The sequence below is a fragment of the Microcoleus anatoxicus genome (assembly GCF_042465725.1).
In the GTDB taxonomy this organism is placed as follows: domain Bacteria; phylum Cyanobacteriota; class Cyanobacteriia; order Cyanobacteriales; family Microcoleaceae; genus Microcoleus; species Microcoleus anatoxicus.
The window spans coordinates 4,157,860-4,176,013 of sequence record NZ_CP120853.1; the positions used below are offsets into that span (position 1 = coordinate 4,157,860).

Below are 18,154 nucleotides of genomic sequence, written 5' to 3' on the forward strand. Positions count from 1 at the left end.
CAATTCCCCATGAACAATTCCCCATGCACCATTTCCCAATTGTTTAATTAACATCCGTCACCCGCCAACTCAGCTTCATATTAATCCAGAAATTCCACAAAGTAACCGCCAGGATCGCAATTAAATTAGCCAAATATTCATTCATCCCAAAAAAATTAAACATCACATTCACCAGCAGCACATTCAAAATCAAACCCATCAAGCAAATCGTATTAAATTTCAACAGCCGTTTCCAGCGTTGGCGATTGCCTCGCTGCCGCCTAGAAATTTCCCCAAAAGTCCATAGATCGTTCCACAAAAAGTTACTAATAATTGCCAATTCCGCAGCCAAGATCAAACTACGAGTCAGCTCCAAATAGCAGAAATTTCGCAGCACGTACAAAGCCGCCATATTCACAAACACCCCGCTGAAACCCACTAAACCAAATCGTAGAAACTTGCCCATGGGCCAGCGGGCAAACCGCAACCGGAGCAAATGTCGCAAATACTCAATATACTGTTTCCAGGTAACTTTGCTCTCCCCTTCTTGGCGCTCCTGAAACACATAACCAACTTCTCCAATCCAGCGGATATCGCCCCTACCGAGCACTTCAATCAAAATTTTGTAACCGGCAGGATTCAGCATTTTACCAGCAATACAAATGCGGCGCACCATAAAATAGCCGCTCATGGGATCGGAAACCCTGCCCACAACTCCCGGTAGTATCACCAATCCCAAAGTCTGAGCTCCCCGCGATAAAAATCGCCTGATCATACTCCAGTCGCTGACTCCACCTTCGGCAACGTGGCGACTCGCAGCGGCTAAATCGGCTCCCCGCTTAATCTCTGCCAAAAGATTCAACAACGTCTCTGGCGGATGTTGCAAGTCAGCATCGATTACGCCCAAAACCTCACCTCTGGCGGCTTGCCATCCCCTAATCACGGCTGTAGACAGCCCCCGCTCGTGCTCGCGTCGCATCACGCGCAATTGCGGATAGTCGGGTGTCAGGGATAGGGCAACTTCCCAGGTGCGATCGGGGCTGTTGTCATCCACTACAATCATCTCGTAGTCACCGGCAAGGCTACCATCAAGCAATTGGCTCAGTTTTTCGACAATTGTTTTGATATTTTGGCACTCGTTGTAGGTGGGAATTATCAGGGAAAAATAAATAGGCGGTTCCCCTGTTGTCGCAGAAGTTGAAGCTACAGTCGGTGCAGCCGGAATTTCCAAAGGGTTCGTCGGTACTGGCAAAAGCTGATTTACTTGATTGAAGTGCATATTTCCTGTTTTCCCAAAGTAAAATAATGTTTTGTGATGCCTGTAGACTTGAGAATATGTTTCCTCTGGAGTTGGTTTGTTAAAATCTAAGAACGCCTGTAGTTCTAAGTCGTGATTCTGTAACTGAGCTGGAAAATAAACTGTGGATGCAATTCTCGATCGCGCTTTACAAGGTTATAACCTCTCCACCGCAGAGGCCTTGGTACTTTTGCAGCAAACAGAGCCAAAGGCGCGAGCTGCGATTCAAACAACTGCTGACTTGCTGCGTCGCCGACAATCAGGAGATGTTGTCACCTATGTTATCAATCGCAATATTAATTTCACCAATATTTGCGAGCAGCATTGCAGTTTTTGTGCATTCCGTCGCAATCAGGAAGATGAGGGTGCTTTTTGGTTAGACTGGGCCCAAATCCTGGAAAAAGCTACAGACGCAGTGCAGCGGGGTGCTACGGAAATTTGTATGCAGGGGGGATTACATCTTAACGCCAAACTCAATGGCGCATCTTTGCCTTATTATCTGCAATTGGTGAAAATAATTAAAGATGAGTTCCCTCAATTACATTTGCACGCTTTTTCGCCACAAGAAATACAATTTATTGCCAGGGAAGATGGCCTGAGTTTCAGCTATGTAATTTCGGCTTTGCGAGATGCGGGAGTTGGTTCCATGCCCGGTACCGCAGCGGAAATTCTTGACGATGCAGTACGACGCATTATTTGCCCGGAAAAAACAGATGCAGCAACTTGGCTGGAAATTGTTGGTACGGCTCACAGTTTGGGATTGCCGACAACCAGTACCATGCTTTGTGGCCATATTGAAACAGCCGAACAGCAGGTTTTGCATCTAGAAAAAGTGCGATCGCTCCAACAAAGTGCGATCGACAAAAACTATCCAGCGCACATCACAGAATTTATTTTATTGCCCTTTGTCGGACAGCAAGCACCGGCACCTTTGCGGAGTCGAGTCGGCCGCGATCAACCAGTTTTAGCAGATACATTATTGCTCACCGCCGTATCCAGAATCTTCTTAGGAAATTTGATTCCCAACCATCAACCAAGTTGGGTAAAATTAGGTTTAGATGGAGCTATAGAAGCCCTGAAATGGGGTTGCAATGACATCGGCGGCACGTTGATGGAAGAGCACATCACTACCATGGCTGGTGCAATTGGTGGCAGTTGTCAATCTGTCGAAGATTTGCAAAATGCGATTAGTTCTTTGGGGCGGAGTTATCAACAAAGAGATACAATTTATCGGAGTTTAGGGGTTGATCGTTTGGCAGGAATAGGTGTTATTTCAAGTCCGGCTAATTGCTAATCCTTTACGGTTACTTGTGCGGAACCCTGAACTTAGTCGAAGGATCGAAGGATCGAAGGATAGAGCATTGGAAGTTGAAACATGATGTTAGGAGAAGTTGACTGATGTCTGATAGCGAATTCACCACAATTGGCAAAGTCATACCAAATCCTCTCTTCATCGTCCTGTATTAAACTCTCTCTTCTCTTCCTTCGCGTCCTTAGCGCCTTCGTGGTTAAATCATTCCGATACAACCGGAATTGATATCAAACAAGCCTAATAGACATCTCCTAAAAAGACAGTCAAGAACAGGCATCCTGCCTGTTCCACAATAATTATGTCAGAGGTCTATTGAAAAAGTCGGGGATATATCTACTATCTTTTTACCCACTAATCAAACCCGAAATCACCTGTTGTAACTGAGAAATCGTCCGATCTTGTTGTTCTCCAGTTTGCTCAAGGCGATCGAGTTCCCCCCCCACAGCTTCCAACTTTTGACGCAGCCCACTCAAATTATCCTGCACCGGCTGCAACATTTCTTGATAAACATTCACCTTCCCCCAGAGTTCCGCCACAGCACTTTTCTGGTTAAACAAATTCTGCTCCAACTGTTTAATTTCGCGGCGTTGAGCCTCCAGTTCCCCAGTTTTGCGGTTGACATTACCATCATTTTGAGCTACAGCTTCTCGCAACTGCTGAATTTCATGCTCCAGTTTCTGTAAATCTTGCTGCTGCTGCTGGCGCTGACTTTCCAATTGTGCGATGACCGGCCCCAAATCAATCTGTCCATCTCGCGAGGCTGGATTTGCAGTACCCAGCCGTTTCCACAGCACCGCCTGATGTTGCTTCAAAATACTCTCCCGTTCCTGCAAGCGCAGTCGTTGTCCCACCAGAGTTTCATTCAACATCTGATAACTTTCGAGTTCATCGGCCATTTCATTTTCCAACGCCATGCGATCGTACTCGTTAGCAGCTTGAATTTTCGCTTGCAGTTCCTCAATAGTCTGCTGCTGGAGAGTCAACTCCTCCTCTTGATCGTTAACAAACCGAAACACCTTTTCCAAATCCTGTTGCAAGTTTTGAACTAGCCCCTGCAACTCATCTATCGACATTTTCTCCAAAGCTTGCACATCTACTTGCTGCTCCGTAGCCACAGGCCCAAAACCTTGAGCCATACCGGAAACTTGTCTCGTTAGAGCCTCCAGAGCCCGCACCTGGGTCGAAAACAACTGAAACTGTTCCTCCTTGGCACCGAGGGTACTTTGCAGGCCCTTGACCTCCACCTTGGCTTGCGTCACAGCATCAACAGCTTGATACCACTCTTCCCAGCGGTGTTGGATATGGGGAAGTTGTCGATCGACCTCTGCTTGCTGCTGCTGAGCATTTGCCCGTTGTTGCTCCAACTGCTGCCAGTGTAGATCCAAAATTGCCTGTTGAGCCCCCACAACCCCAAAAGACTGATTCAACTGTTCCCGCACCCCTTGAGCCGAAGCAATCGCCCCCGAAAGCTTGTTCATTAACTCCTGAATCCTGCGGGCCTGTTCCTCATCTACCACCGCCCCTTGCTGAACCTGAGACTGCTGCTGCTCAACCCGCTGCTGCTCGCCCCGCAACTGTTCCCAAGCCGTCTCCATTTCCGCACGAGAGCGATCGACTTCTTCCCGCAATCGATGAGCTTCATCACGAGTATTTTCAATTTCCGAGCGCTGCGCCTCCAGCCGCTCCAACTCATCCACCATTTGAGCCAACTGCTCTTCGCGGGCTTGCATTTCCATTTCCCGGCGATTTAGTTCCTGACTCGAAAACGTCAGAGAAGCCTTCCACTGTTCAATTTCCTCTTCCTTATCCTTAAACTTATCCTGCAAGCGCGAGAAATTTTGGAGAATACTCACCAATTGGCGCGCAGCTTCCTGAATTCGCTGCACCTGCTTGCTAGCGCTCAACTCCACCAGCACCAGGGTGCCGTCGTTAAACTTATTAGCTTCCTCCACTGGAATCACATCATCCCCAGGTACAGCGATCCAATTATGTTCGCCCCGCTGACAAGCTAGCAGTTTTAGTTCAGCCTTACCGCCACCGAGACCAAAGCCGCTTCTCTGTTTTTGTACTTCTGCTAGATACAGCACGCTGATAGTCCTCTCTTTGGTGTCGTTTGCGCAATTTGTCGATAGCAGTATCCGTTCTGTGAAAGCCGATCGCATCTACTCAAAGCAGACTCAATCTTCACTTCCTGCTTCACCCTGGGGAGTCGGCTCCTTCCAGTCCACAGGCGTAATTTCGGGCTAAACTCTCCCTAATCTCATATAGTAATCTCTAAAGATTAACCCTTCCCAACTTTAGCAGCAAGCGACAGAAATGCTCGACTAGGAGCGTCAATCAAGCCTTATCTACGGCTTTCTCAACTTCTCCTGGGCACAATCAATGTCGCTTTCTTAAAAGATTAGGCCATAGAGAGTAGATTTAGTTACATTCCTAAATTTACCTGGTTAAATGTATCTATTCAATTAGGTTCTAGGTTCTGCTGAATGAGAGAGGGAGTATGTCACAATAGGGTAAAGCCTTAGCCTGTTTCCTCCCAAGGGGCGAGCAAACAGAGATGCACCACCAACATCCCACAGCTAAACAAATGCTGATGTGAATGGTTTTTTGAAGATTGGTCACAAAATAGTTTGTTGTCGATGGAAATCTAGATGGGAAAAAAAAATTCAGATCCCGCCACCCAATAGCATTTTTGAACTCAGACGCCAACGGTTTTAAGGAGAAAATTTTAGCTCCATGCAGGGAAATTTGAGTGAAATAGACATCCGCAGCATCCTGCAACTGATTGAGTTAGGTCAGCGAACCGGAGAACTGTTCGTAGAGTCCTACAGCTCGTCCATCGGTGCCAGCACGGGTACTCACCCCACCCCGCGCTCCCCAGCCGGACAATCCTGGTATGTCTTCTGCTTCAACGGTCAGATTATTTACGCTACCCAGAGTGCGGGAAGTTTGTTTCGCCTGCGGGACTACCTGCGCCGCTACAAAGCAGAAAAGGCCCTAGACAAAATCGAACTTCCCTATATGGCTTCTACCAATGCCCCAGAATATGGCTACCTGTGGGCGCTGCTAGAACAACACATCCTCACCCCAGCTCAAGGCCGCAACATTATCCACAGCATGATCCACGAAACCCTATTTGACTTGCTCAGTCTTCATCAGGGTTCCTTTACCTTTGAAATGGGTTCTGCCTTAGCTCCTCAATTAACCAGCTTAGAAATTAGCTCCTTGCTGGCGAAAATTGTCAAACAGGTGCAGCAGTGGAAGCAGTTTCACCCACACATTCAGTCGCCCAACCAATGTCCGGTGATTTCAGACCCCACCGAGTTGCAAGTAGCCCTACCTGTCAATACTTTTAATACTCTCAAACGCTGGGCTGACGGCCGCACTTCGATCCGCCAAATGGCGCGCTACCTCAACCGGGATGTGTTGACTGTCGCTAAGGCAATTTACCCCTTCGTGCAGCAGGGATTGGTGCAGGTATTTTTTGAGTCTGTTAGCCCAGCTAACAACAAAAAAGAATGGTCTTCCCCCAAAACCAAAGTTCCCAGAGTTGTCTGTATTGACGATGACAATGTGATTCGCAAGACCGTAGAGTCGATTTTGAATGAACATGGCTACCAAGCTACGGGCATCAGTAGTCCCCTCACAGCCCTGAGTTTAGTGTTTCAACTCAAACCAGATTTAATTTTGTGCGACATTGCCATGCCGGAACTAGACGGTCACGAAATTTGCGCTATGCTACGTAGTTCTAGTGCTTTCCGACAGACACCCATCGTCATGTTAACGGGTATTGACGGATTTATCGATCGCGTTCAAGCTCGGATGGCCGGTGCTACTGAATACATCACTAAACCTTTTGGTGAAAACGAGTTATTAATGCTGGTAGAAAAATATGTTGGCCCTGGCTACCCAGAGGCGACAGTGGAGGCTCATTTATTAAACAAATAATAAATCATGGCAAAAAAATCCTGTGGTGGTGCTCTGGAGAATTTATCGACTCCAGTGGGCCACACAGGCTCCAAGTACAAATATAATATACTTGTTTCTTCACAAAAAGCCTTCTCTGATTGACCAAAACCGCGAGACCTCAGAGCTAATGTAGTTCATGGCGTCCGCGCTTCTATTGCCAAACACATCCAGCAGTCACGCCATTTACGCCTTGGTTATGTCAAGCTTGGCTATGTCAAGTTTCGATGGGACAAGCTTGGCGGGAACCGTCAATAATTTGCTAGAAAAGCAGGTGTCAGAAAAATGATTAGTGGCAGCGCCGACTTCATATTACCAGGACTAGGTATCGATCATGCTCCCGAATTCCAAGAACTAGAAACTCCCGAAGGCGAGCTGCACCTGCGGTTTTATGTACCTTCGGGCAATGAGTTCGCACTGCCAGCGACAGGGATTAGAGAGGTACTATCCCCCGCCCCAGACCGTATGACACCAATTCCTAACGTTTCTTCCTTGCTTTTAGGTACGCTAAACATGAGAGGGCGTGTCATTTGGGTGGCAGACTTGGGCCAATTTCTGGGAGACCAAACACCTCTGAATACCGACAGACAGGAAATTCCGATCGTAGCTGTAGAAGACCAAGATACGATTTTGGGATTAGCAGTCGATCGAATTGTGGGGATGGACTGGCTCGACATCGAGCAACTGCACTCGCAGAACAATGCACCAGATGGCATGATGCCATTTCTCAGAGGAGAATGGATGTTAGGCGAACCAGGTCAGAAAGTGCTCCGACTGCTAGATCAAGTGAAAATTCTGCGCTCGGCGCGGTGGGCAGCGTGAAATCAATTTTAGATTGGCGATTTTCGATTGAGTCTAATCACAAACAGTCACAGCGCCGCGTATCTAACACATTCAAGATAAAAATCTAAAATCTAAAATCTAAAATCTAAAATCTAAAATCCAACATGGGGCGGCAAATGGCAACAAGTACCAACTTTCAGCAGGACTACCAACGAGCCGAAGCGGCATACACGGCAGGCGACTATCCAGAAGCCGCCGCTCTAGTTTGTCAATTAGTAGCAGATTTTCCCGAAGACCCCAGCGCTCGTCTGCTTTGCGGACACATATATTGTTACGGCCTAGAAGACTACGAAGTGGCACGGGAACAGTACGCAGTAGTGCTGGATTTGAGCGACGACCAAAGCTTGCTTGAACACGCTCACAACGGGATTAGTTACACAGACCAATTTTTACCCGGAGAATTGCCATCAGAAAATTTTGATGCCGAAACGGAATTGGAATTCTATCCAGATAAATCTCTGGATGTAGATTTAGAAGACCCCAATTTTGAACTTTTCTCAGGAGATGCTGCTGGCATAGACTGGGAGAGTCCATCCCCTAATGGTATGGAAAAAGAAGACCTAGCAGACCTGGGAATGAGTGCCTTGGGATGGGAACCAAAAGACGACAATGAAATCGGTGCGGCCGATTTAACCCTGGCGTCCAATCCGTTTATGAACGATTCCGGTGGGATGGCTGCTTACGCTGAGGCGACAGGCCCACTAGACGACGAATTTGCTAGTTCAGATTTTGGAGATGCTTTCGCCTTAGATCGCGAAGGATTGGATGATCCCTTTCAAGAGAGCAAAGTGTCTGCCAAATCAATTCCTTACGAGGCGGATTCGTTTTCAGAAGCTCCGACTCAGATTCTTAATGGTAGGGGTTTTGCTGCTGCCGAAGTTGGGAAGGACCTCGACTTGAACCCAGTAGACTATCCCACCAGCCCATCCCACAATTTTGACGAATCTTTTGCACCACGCTCCTTACCAGATGAATTTGACCTGGACGATGATTTGGATGACTACTCTTCCTCACCCCCGATCGACCAAAATCATAACTACGATCTAGGAGAAGATGCAGACCCCTTCGCCCAGGAACTCCCAGGGGAATTTGGACGGCCCGAAACCAATGGGGAATACTCGTCAAATTATGACCTGGCTGAAGATGAAACCCTGTTGATGGGCGGTGCTGTTCCCAACTCTCAAAGTCCCAGGGCGAGGCGGGGAGGTTTGAATTCGAGCGATCGAACTTCCCAAAGTAATGGTTACGGGGACTCTTCGAGTGTAGCATTCGGCTCTAGGGATAGTTTTGAGTTAGACGCTTTTGATGACGATGCTTTTAATGACTCTTTCTCTCTAGACACTTCGGAGCAATTGACTTCTTTCGGAGCAGGAGGAGCGGCCAGCAGTGATTGGTCGTCAAAAGCTGGTAATCCTCCAGAACATAGCGATTTTTTGGACGAATTTGATGCTTTTGATGATTTGGGCAATGTCCCAGATTTTGATATTTCTGAAGATGTCAATAGTTCGATTCTGACTAGGGGTAGCACTCATTTTGGCAGCTCGAATAGTGGCATGATGGGGACCACTAGCAGCAGTCTCGATTTCGATAATACCGATGGCTCGGCTATTCGGGATGATGAGATATTTAGCATGAGTGGCCCGGCCGATAGTGCGGCGCAAACTTTTACAGTTACCGAAACAGAGCCTCTTGATGCTGCTGTCACTGTGGAACAGGGTGGTCTGGCTTTCTTGGAAAATGCTCCTTTGGCTACGAAGCATTTTTACACAGCAGTCGGGGCGGGACTGGTTTCTCTGGTAGCTGTGGCTTTTGTCACCAACATTGCTTCTTACCAAGCGTTGCGACAGGATAAGCCAGAGGCGATCGTGTATCTGCGCCAAACAGGCTGGGTAATGACCGCAGCAGCAGGTGTTACCAGCTTTTTAACTTCTTGGGGTATCGGTCAGTTAATCGCCAAGCAGGTACGGAATTCTTCGGACAATTTGCAAGCTCAATTTGATGCTGTCTCTCAAGGCAATTTGAATGCTCGTGCCACAATTTATTCTGAAGATGAATTTGGCAAAATGGCTGCTAAATTCAACCACATGGCGAAGGCGATCCAAACGACTATTAGCGATACTAGACGCAAATCCGACGAGCAGGAACAGGCCAAGGAAGACTTGCAGCGCCAAGTGATTCGCTTGCTAGACGACGTGGAAGGTGCTGCTCGTGGTGATTTGACTGTGACTGCGGAGGTGACTGCCGATGTATTGGGGGCTGTGGCTGACTCGTTCAACTTGACCATTCAAAATCTGCGAGAAATCGTTCACCAGGTGAAGCAGGCCGCTAGGGAGGTCAGCCAAGGCGCTACTGATAGTGCCAAGTTTGCGGGGGATTTGTCTTCCGATGCTCTGCGACAAGCTGAGGAACTGGCGGCAACCCTGAATTCGGTGCAGGTGCTGACGGACGCAATTCAGCGGGTTGCTGAGAGTGCTAGGGAGGCTGAAGAAGTAGCACGGGGTGCTGCCGCTACCGCTCTTAAAGGCGGCGAGGCTGTGGATCGCACCGTGGCTGGGATTTTAGATATCCGAGAAACAGTAGCAGAAACAACCAGAAAAGTCAAGAGGTTGGCAGAAGCTTCTCAAGAAATTTCTAAGATTGTGGCTTTAATTGCGACGATCGCCTCCCGGACTAATTTGTTGGCTCTTAACGCTAGTATTGAAGCAGCAAGAGCAGGGGAAGCAGGCAGGGGTTTTGCGATCGTGGCAGATGAGGTGCGACAGTTGGCGGACCGATCGGCTAAGTCTTTGAAAGAAATCGAGCAGATTGTGATGCAAATTCAGAGTGAGACTGGGGCGGTGATGACAGCGATGGAAGAAGGGACGCAACAGGTGATTGAGGGGACAAAATTGGCAGAACAGGCTAAGCGATCGCTCGACGATATTATCCAAGTAACTAATCGAATTGACGTGTTGGTGCGATCGATTACTGCGGATACTGTGGAGCAGAATGAGACGGCTCGATCGGTGCGGGCAGTTATGCAAGCTGTGGAGTTGACGGCTCAGGAAACTTCTCATGAAGCGCAGCGGGTTTCAGGTGCTTTGCAGAATTTGGTGGGGGTTGCCCGCGACCTTTTGACCTCGGTGGAAAGATTCCGAGTAGAAACAGTAGACAGACAGTAATTAATTGTCTACTGCTTGTTTTGCTTGGCGAATTACTGGCAGATTAGTGCCGAAATAATGGCAAAAAAAAAGCAACCTCGTAGTCTTGAAATGGCTGCGGGGATGCCAAACCAGCACCTAAATAAACTAGGAGTTGCCCTGATGGACGATAACATAGTAAACGTATTTTCGGAGATTTTTAACAAATTTAAGCCAAGGGGCTGTATCGTCTGCGATCGCTCAAAAAATAGTAGAGAATATGCCAAGACAAAAATTCCGATAAAAAAGGAAATCAAGATGTTAAAAATCCACGGATTAGTATTAGAAAAAAGAGATTATCTAAAACAACTAGCAGACAAATAGATTAGAAAAAAGGAATAAAACTATGCAAGCAGAGCAACAACAGAGAATCATGGGCTATTTTATTGAGGAGGCAAAAGACCATCTCAATACGATCGAACAAGGCTTGTTAAACCTTCAAGCAACGATCGAAGACCCAGAACTGGTCAACGAAGTATTCAGAGCTGCCCATTCAGTGAAAGGGGGAGCGGCAATGCTGGGACTCACCAGCATTCAGCAAACAGCCCATAGGCTCGAGGATAGTTTCAAAATCCTCAAGGAATGCAGCGTGAAGGTAGACCAGCAGCTAGAGTCCTTGTTTTTGCGGATATTTGATACTTTGCAGGGACTGTTAGAACAACTGTCAGGGCCTTTTGGACTGACGGAGGAACTGGGAGATCAGATGGTGAGGGAACTCGAACCGGTGTTCCAGGAACTCAACGATCATTTGGGGGGGCTGGTGGGATATAGGGTTGGTGATGGGGAAGAGAGCGGCCCTTTTGTGCCTATAACCATGATGATGGGGATGATGGGGGCTATGGCTTCGACTGGGGCGGTGGAATCCCGCGGGGCTGGAGGCTGGGCTGGAGAAGTGCCAGAGGGTTCTGTGCGGATGGTTTTTGAGTCGGATGTGCCGGCGCGGATGCGGGAGATGCTTCAGGAATTCAAGCAGCCTGAAACAGACCAAGGTAAAGGTCGGCTCAGGGGTATTTGTGGGAGTCTCAGGTTGGCAGGGGAAGAGTTTGGTTTGGATTGTTGGATAGAGTTGATCGATGTGGTGGAGAGGGCGATCGCCAATCCAGAAAATTCCTATCGTACTTTAGCTCCGATCGCGATTAAAGATATCAAACAGGCTCAGGAATTAGTGCTGGCTGGGATGGAGTCCTCCATTGTGGTAGGCGCGAGGCTGAGGGAGTTAGCCTTGGTGGGGGATTCTGAGGCGGATTTTGAGGATTTGTTGGCCTTTGCTCAGCCAGGAACTGTGAATTCCGGGTCAGATGCCGAGGGAGATGGGGCTTGGGGTTTGGTTGGGCTTGGAGAAAGTGGTGCCGAGGAACAAATGTTGCCGACCATTTCTGGACTGAGTATAGATGAGTTGTTTGACAAGCTCGATAGTGGGGATAGCAATGACTATGGCGGGGGTCGATCGCCTCAGTTTGGTGATTCGCCTGGATTTGGAGACTCGGAGTTGGAATCTGGTAGTTGGAGGACTTCTACTCGCACCGGGCCAGAGGTGGGAGCTGCGGAGTTGAATACTTTAGCTGATTTGTTTGATGGGGAAAGTCCCGACTTAGATGGTGCTTGGGAAGGAGAAGATGAGCTGGAAGAAACTACAATTTCTGGGTTTCCGACGAGGGGGTTGCTGGAACCGGATGATGGGGATAGTTCAGGGGATTTCACCGATTTGCTGCTAGATGACTACCCCAAAGTCGTGTCTGATGCAAACTCTGTTGGTGCTGTAAATGACCTGACAAATCTGTTTGGCTCAGACCTGCTTTCTGGCGAATCCGGGGAAATAGATAGCGATCTGAGTCCCCAAGGCGAGGATGGAACAGGATCGCAGAATGCCGCGGCACGGGCTGATAAGCGATCGAAAAATAGCAGTTTAACACAATCTCAAGAATCCGATGACCTTCTGGGCAAGCTATTGGATGAAGTAGCCGCTAGAGGCACCGCGATCGATGATGTTAGCTTCGATAACCAGTTGTCAAAAGAATTGGAAACACCAGAGACTACTGGAATATCCCCAAAAGATATTTTTGAAGACTTGGCTGGCCCGGATGAAAGTGATAGCGAAATTTCCTTACCGGCGATCGCTCCTGCGGAGAACTTGAGTCAGAAACCATCAGAAAAATCATCACCGCAGAAAGCAGCAGACTCTGATGCTGAAACAGATGTGGATTTGGATTTGAGTGAACTGTTGGGAATTACGTCAGATTTCTTATCGTCAGAAAGTGACATCACAGAACAAAACAACCATGAAGATTGGGCTGACCTAGATGCAAGCAACCAGGAAATTGACAGTTTGTTTAATATGACACCAGATGCAGATTTAGATATTTCTGACCAGGAAAATTGGCTGGAAAATGCCCTGGCCAGCCAAGAAAAATCAGCTTCTCCAGAAGATAGCTCCGACTCAGACCTAGATTTAGATGCTCTGTTTGGGAATATGTCTGAGTCAGAGATAGAGCTAGATGAAGCAATGGAACCCATTACCATGAGTGGGACTGGCGTTAAGTCCCAGGAAGCAGCAGATTTAGTAGATTTGTTTGACTCAGTGCCGACAGGAATTGACCATGAGGATGAAGGTTTGGAGAATATTAATACGGCGCAGTGGCTGAGTTTTGAAGATGTTCCGGAATCCCCTGGTGTGGATTTGTCTCTGTCGGACGGTGATATGCGGAGTGCCCTCGCTGACCAGGGGATCGATTTGCCAGAAGGTGATTGGGAGTCTGAGTCAGTCAAAGTCAGCCGCGGGGACAATCGCATGAATCGGAGTTTTGATGATGAGAATACTTTTGATTTACTAGAGGATATGTTTGGGGAGGGCATGAATGCCTCGGCAGATGAAGCGGGCCGGTCATCTGGGGAGTTGGAGGCATCTGTGTCTGTGGTTTCGGATGATTCTTTGGAGGAAAATGGGGCGGATTTGTTTGATGGTCTGTCGGCTATGACTGGCGATGATGAGGATGATTTGTTTGAGGTGCTTTCTCGGTCGGTTTCTAGGGGTGATTTGGAGGTGATGTCATCGCAGTTGTCCGATGAGGGTTTTGGGGGAGAGATTGGTTTGTTGGCGGCGCTGGAAACTGGTGCGACTCTCGATAGTGCTGATTTGGACGGTTTTGATGACTTGTTGGATTCGATCGATGCTGGTGCTTTGGTAACATCTGAGCTGACCTCCGGTTTTTGGGATACAGAAGAATCGCCAGGGACAGATAATTCTGAGTTGGATGGTTCTTCGCTGTCGGGCTTTTTTGAGGGTACTGATGGGGGCGCTGGGGATGGGGAGGAGAGTTTTGATGATTTGGAGTCCCTGTTGAGTCTTGAAGGTACAGAGGCTGCAATGGATGCAATGGCTGCTGTGCCGATCGCTAGTCAAACTCCTGTGAATACCGAGGTTTTCTCAGACCTGGAGGAGATGTTGAGCGAGAGCAAGACAGTGCCGGAGATTTATGGGCGATCGACTCTTGGTCTGGCGACAAGTTCCTCTCAGCAGGGGCGGGATGACTTTAGCGATTTGGAAGCTCTGCTGGATGAACCCAAGGAAGGCGTGCGTCAGGGTGAGACAGGCATGAGTTCGCGTCCGGGGGGGATTCGACCAAAAGGGCCTCGTCAGGGGTTTGGCGACCAAACTATGCGGGTGCCGGTGAAGCAACTGGATAACCTCAGTAACTTGATGGGGGAACTGGTGGTGAATCGGAATAGTTTGGAGCAAGACCAGGAACGGATGCGGCAGTTTTTAGATAACTTGCTGCATCAAGTGACTTTATTGAGTGAAGTCAGCCAACGGACTCAGGATTTTTATGAGCGGAGTTTGCTAGAAATTGCGCTGTTAGCAAATCGGCAGGGGCATCGCTCGGCTTGGCGATCGGAGGATTCTGCTCATCAGCGGGAGGGAGCTTGGAAGCCTGAAGAAATGGATCGCTTTACTCCTTTCCACAGTTTGGCTCAGGAGATTATTGAGTTAATCGTGCGGGTGCGCGAGTCAGCCGCGGATATTGAGTTTTTGGTGGATGAAGCAGATCAAGTGACTCGTCAGTTGCGACAAGTAACTACTCAGTTGCAAGAAGGATTGAATAAGGCTCGGATGAAGCCCTTTGCAGAGACGACCGATCGCTTATTCCGTGCTGTGCGAGAAGTTGGGATTAAATGCGGGAAGCAGGCTCAGTTGCAAGTGGAAGGAAAAGAGATTTTGATTGACAAGATGATTGTGGATCAACTCTATGACCCCATGACTCACTTGGTGAATAACGCAATTACCCATGGTATTGAGTCCCCAGAGGTGCGGTTGGCCGCTGGGAAACCGGCCATGGGAAGGATTACGATTCGGGCTTTTCATCAAGGAAATCAAACCGTAATTTCCGTGTCTGATGATGGGGCTGGTATTGACCCTCAGAAGGTGAAGGCTAAGGCCATTAAACAAGGTTTGTTGACGGCGGCTCAGGCTCAGAGAATGACTCGCTCCGAGGTTTATGAGTTGTTGTTTAGACCTGGTTTTAGCACTCAGGAACAAGCTACAGAGTTTGCTGGCCGTGGGGTGGGGATGGATGTGGTTCTGACTTCTTTGCAGGAGATTCGGGGGACTGTGGGCATTGATTCTACCCTTGGTAAGGGGACTGTGTTTACGATTCGATTGCCTTTGGTGTTGAGTATTTCTAAGGCTTTGTGTTGTATTAGCGATCGAGCTCGGATTGCGTTTCCCATGGATGGGGTTGAGGATATGATTGATGTTCCTCGCGATCAGGTGACGAAAGGATCTGATGGTCTTCCTTGCATCGATTGGCGTGGTTCGATTTTGCCTTTCCGTCCGCTGCGAGATTTGTTGGCTTATCATCGCCATTTGGGCCGTGGCAGTGTTTATGGCTTTAATACTGACGATGACATGATTTCGGTGATTGTGTTGCGCTCTGCTGGCAATTTCTTGGCCGTGCAGGTAGATCAGGTTTCTACTGAACAGGAAATTGTGATTAAGCAGTTGGAAGGACCAGTCCCTAAGCCGGTGGGGATTGCTGGGGCTACTGTGTTGGGGGATGGTCGGATTGTGGCGATCGCCGATGTTCTAGAGTTGATTGATTTGGCTACTGGCAGGCTGCGGAAGGATGCTGGTGGTACTTTGTGGGATGAGGGCGATCGGGTTCCTGCTGAGCCGATCGAGGAGAAGGCTGAGCCGACGGTGTTGATTGTGGATGACTCAATTACGGTGCGATCGCTCCTTTCGATTACTTTCGAGAAGTCTGGCTATCGTGTGGAAGAAGCTCGCGATGGCAAGGAAGCTTGGGAGAAGATGAAATCTGGTTTGCCTTGCGATATCGTATTTTGCGATATTGAAATGCCTCGAATGGATGGTTTGGAGCTGCTTTCTAGGATGCAGAAGGATTCGGTTTTGTGTGAATTGCCGATCGCGATGCTAACTTCTCGTGGTGCTGACAGACACCGCCAAATGGCTTACGGATTGGGTGCGAAAGGTTATTTCACCAAGCCTTATTTGGAGGAGCAATTGTTGGATGCTGCTGGCCGGATGTTGAAGGGTGAGGTTGTTGGTGCTCCGGTTGGTGTTTAATCGGACACACCCCCAGCCCCTCTAAGCGAGGGGAGCTAGATCCGGTTCCCCTGCTGGGAGGTAGGGGGGGTACGCACGCACCATCCACTACCCCTACAAAGCCCTCGTTTTTTGGAGCATGAAACCGCCCTGCTCGTGGGCGGGTCTAGATCCGGTTCCCCTCCTGGGAGGGGCTAGGGGTGGGTCTTATTTCCCATCATCGTTTTTTTTGACTCAATCCACCCTGGTTAAGAAGCGGCCAAGGAGGAGACGGCAAGGCCCATAGGTGTCAACTTAAGGTCAAATCCAGTCATAGACTGCTGTTTGACTATTAAGGCCAGATCCCCCCTAGCCCCCCTTAAGAAGGGGGGGACAAGAGTCGGATCTTTCGTCCCCCTTCCCCCATCCCCCTTGGGGGGCAGGGGGGGTGGGGATGCGAGGGGGGTCTAGACTTAGGTAAAAGCGAGAGATACCAAGGATTTCAGGCGATTGTTGACACTAATGGGCAATGCCGTATCCCTACCCCCAAAATGAGTTCCGTTAACAAACCGGATTTTTGCCCAGGCGCGTTTGGTTTTGGTGGTAGGCTAATTTGTGGGGTGTATAGAAGGGCGATCGAGGTTATTTATGGATGCTGAAGAACTTTTAGAAAGATACGCTAAAGGCGAACGACAATTTCATTCAGCTATGCTCAGAGGTGTAGACCTCAAAGGTGCAGACTTGAGTGGGATCGACTTAAGCTCTGCAAACTTGACAGCAGCAGAGTTGAATGAGGCCAACTTAACGGGAGCAACCCTTAATGGTACAAACCTCACGAAGGCATCTGTAAAAGGTGCAAATTTGATCGGGTTAGTAGCAGCTTCTTATGCAAACTTTACTGATGCAGATTTGTGCGGTGCTGATTTGAGTAAAGCCAATTTGAATTCTGCTAATTTTAGTAATGCCAACTTGAATGAAGCAAACTTAAGTGATGCCCAACTAGCTTCTGCAAACTTCACTGAAGCATCTTTGATTGAAGTGTGTTTGAGTAGAGCTAAACTTAACAGTGCAAACCTGACTAAAGCAAACTTGACTGAAGCAGACTTAAGTCGGGCAGATATAACTAGCATAACCATCAAAGATACTAATCTTCAGGGAGCCAAGCTGCGCGGTGTCAATTTATCTCAAAAGGACTTGTCGGGTATCAATCTAGCAGAAGCCGATTTAGCTGGAGCCGAATTGACAGACATAAATCTGAGAAACGCTTGTTTGCGGGGTGCAAATTTAGAGAGGACAGGTCTTCACAGAGCTAATTTGATCCGAGCAAATCTGGAGGGTGCTAAGCTTAAGAGAGCAGATTTGACTGATGCCAAAACTTATGGTATGAACATCAAAAATGCAGACTTCACTGGTACAATCATGCCCGATGGAGAATTTTACAAACCAGAAACCTCTCAACTAAAATCCCAAAAAGTGACATCTATGACACGCAAAATTATTCGTACTGACAAAGCACCCGCACCCGTCGGCCCTTACAATCAAGCGATCGCCGCTTCGGGTACTATGCTGTTTGTAGCTGGCCAAATTGCGATCGACATTAGACTAAATGATATTGTCTACACTGACGACGTGGCAAAACAAACTGAACAAGTTATGGCAAATCTCGAAGCCATTCTCACAGAAGCCGGCGCGACTTGGTTGGATGTCGTAAAAACTACGGTGTTTCTCAAAGATATGAATGATTTTGCTGCTGTGAATGCGGTTTATGGGAAGTATTTTGATGAGGAAACTGCACCGGCGCGCGCTTGTGTAGAGGTTTCGCGTTTGCCGAAGGATGTGTTAGTTGAGATTGATTGTATTGCGGTGATTTGATTTCCTCTTTTTATTAAATCCCCGACTCGTTCAATCTGTCGGGGGTTTGGTTATATGGGAATTATTTAACCGCAGAGAACGCAGAGGACACAGAGGGAGAGAAGAGAGATGGTTGATATTGATTTATGCCTCCCTCTAAGCATACTTCATATTTTCTTCAGTCCGCG

General features: G+C 48.2%; 9 protein-coding genes. 7 read left to right on the forward strand and 2 right to left on the reverse strand.

The window, feature by feature from the left end:
• Positions 1 to 43 precede the first annotated feature (43 nt).
• Positions 44 to 1,258, reverse strand: coding sequence for a glycosyltransferase (locus tag P2A85_RS17995; RefSeq protein WP_377474375.1), 1,215 nt, complete (start codon positions 1,256 to 1,258; stop codon positions 44 to 46).
• Positions 1,259 to 1,400: 142 nt separating this feature from the next.
• Between P2A85_RS17995 and cofH the strand changes: the two genes are divergently transcribed.
• A complete protein-coding gene (gene cofH / locus P2A85_RS18000; protein WP_377474377.1) occupies positions 1,401 to 2,570 on the forward strand; it encodes a 7,8-didemethyl-8-hydroxy-5-deazariboflavin synthase subunit CofH in 1,170 nt (389 codons plus the stop codon).
• Positions 2,571 to 2,932: 362 nt separating this feature from the next.
• Here cofH and hmpF read toward each other — a convergent pair whose 3' ends face one another.
• Positions 2,933 to 4,675, reverse strand: a complete 1,743-nt coding sequence (gene hmpF / locus P2A85_RS18005) for a pilus motility taxis protein HmpF (RefSeq protein ID WP_377474380.1) — start codon at positions 4,673 to 4,675, stop codon at positions 2,933 to 2,935.
• A gap of 649 nt (positions 4,676 to 5,324) precedes the next feature.
• Here hmpF and P2A85_RS18010 point away from each other — a divergent pair.
• The 6 genes from P2A85_RS18010 (at position 5,325) to P2A85_RS18035 (ending at position 17,987) form a co-directional block, all read left to right on the forward strand.
• Positions 5,325 to 6,536, forward strand: coding sequence for a response regulator (locus tag P2A85_RS18010; RefSeq protein ID WP_340521874.1), 1,212 nt, complete (start codon positions 5,325 to 5,327; stop codon positions 6,534 to 6,536).
• Positions 6,537 to 6,842: 306 nt separating this feature from the next.
• The gene (locus P2A85_RS18015; RefSeq protein ID WP_340521880.1) at positions 6,843 to 7,376 is read left to right on the forward strand and encodes a chemotaxis protein CheW; all 534 of its coding nucleotides are present in this window, start codon (positions 6,843 to 6,845) and stop codon (positions 7,374 to 7,376) included.
• A gap of 137 nt (positions 7,377 to 7,513) precedes the next feature.
• On the forward strand, positions 7,514 to 10,558 hold the full coding sequence (locus P2A85_RS18020) for a methyl-accepting chemotaxis protein (RefSeq protein ID WP_377474382.1): 3,045 nt from the start codon (positions 7,514 to 7,516) through the stop codon (positions 10,556 to 10,558).
• Between the two features lie 57 nt (positions 10,559 to 10,615).
• Complete coding sequence (locus P2A85_RS18025; protein WP_377474384.1) at positions 10,616 to 10,900, forward strand: hypothetical protein; 285 nt, start codon at positions 10,616 to 10,618, stop codon at positions 10,898 to 10,900.
• A gap of 22 nt (positions 10,901 to 10,922) precedes the next feature.
• The gene (locus P2A85_RS18030) at positions 10,923 to 16,157 is read left to right on the forward strand and encodes a response regulator (RefSeq protein ID WP_377474386.1); all 5,235 of its coding nucleotides are present in this window, start codon (positions 10,923 to 10,925) and stop codon (positions 16,155 to 16,157) included.
• Between the two features lie 606 nt (positions 16,158 to 16,763).
• The gene (locus tag P2A85_RS18035) at positions 16,764 to 17,987 is read left to right on the forward strand and encodes a Rid family detoxifying hydrolase (protein ID WP_377474388.1); all 1,224 of its coding nucleotides are present in this window, start codon (positions 16,764 to 16,766) and stop codon (positions 17,985 to 17,987) included.
• Positions 17,988 to 18,154 lie beyond the last annotated feature (167 nt).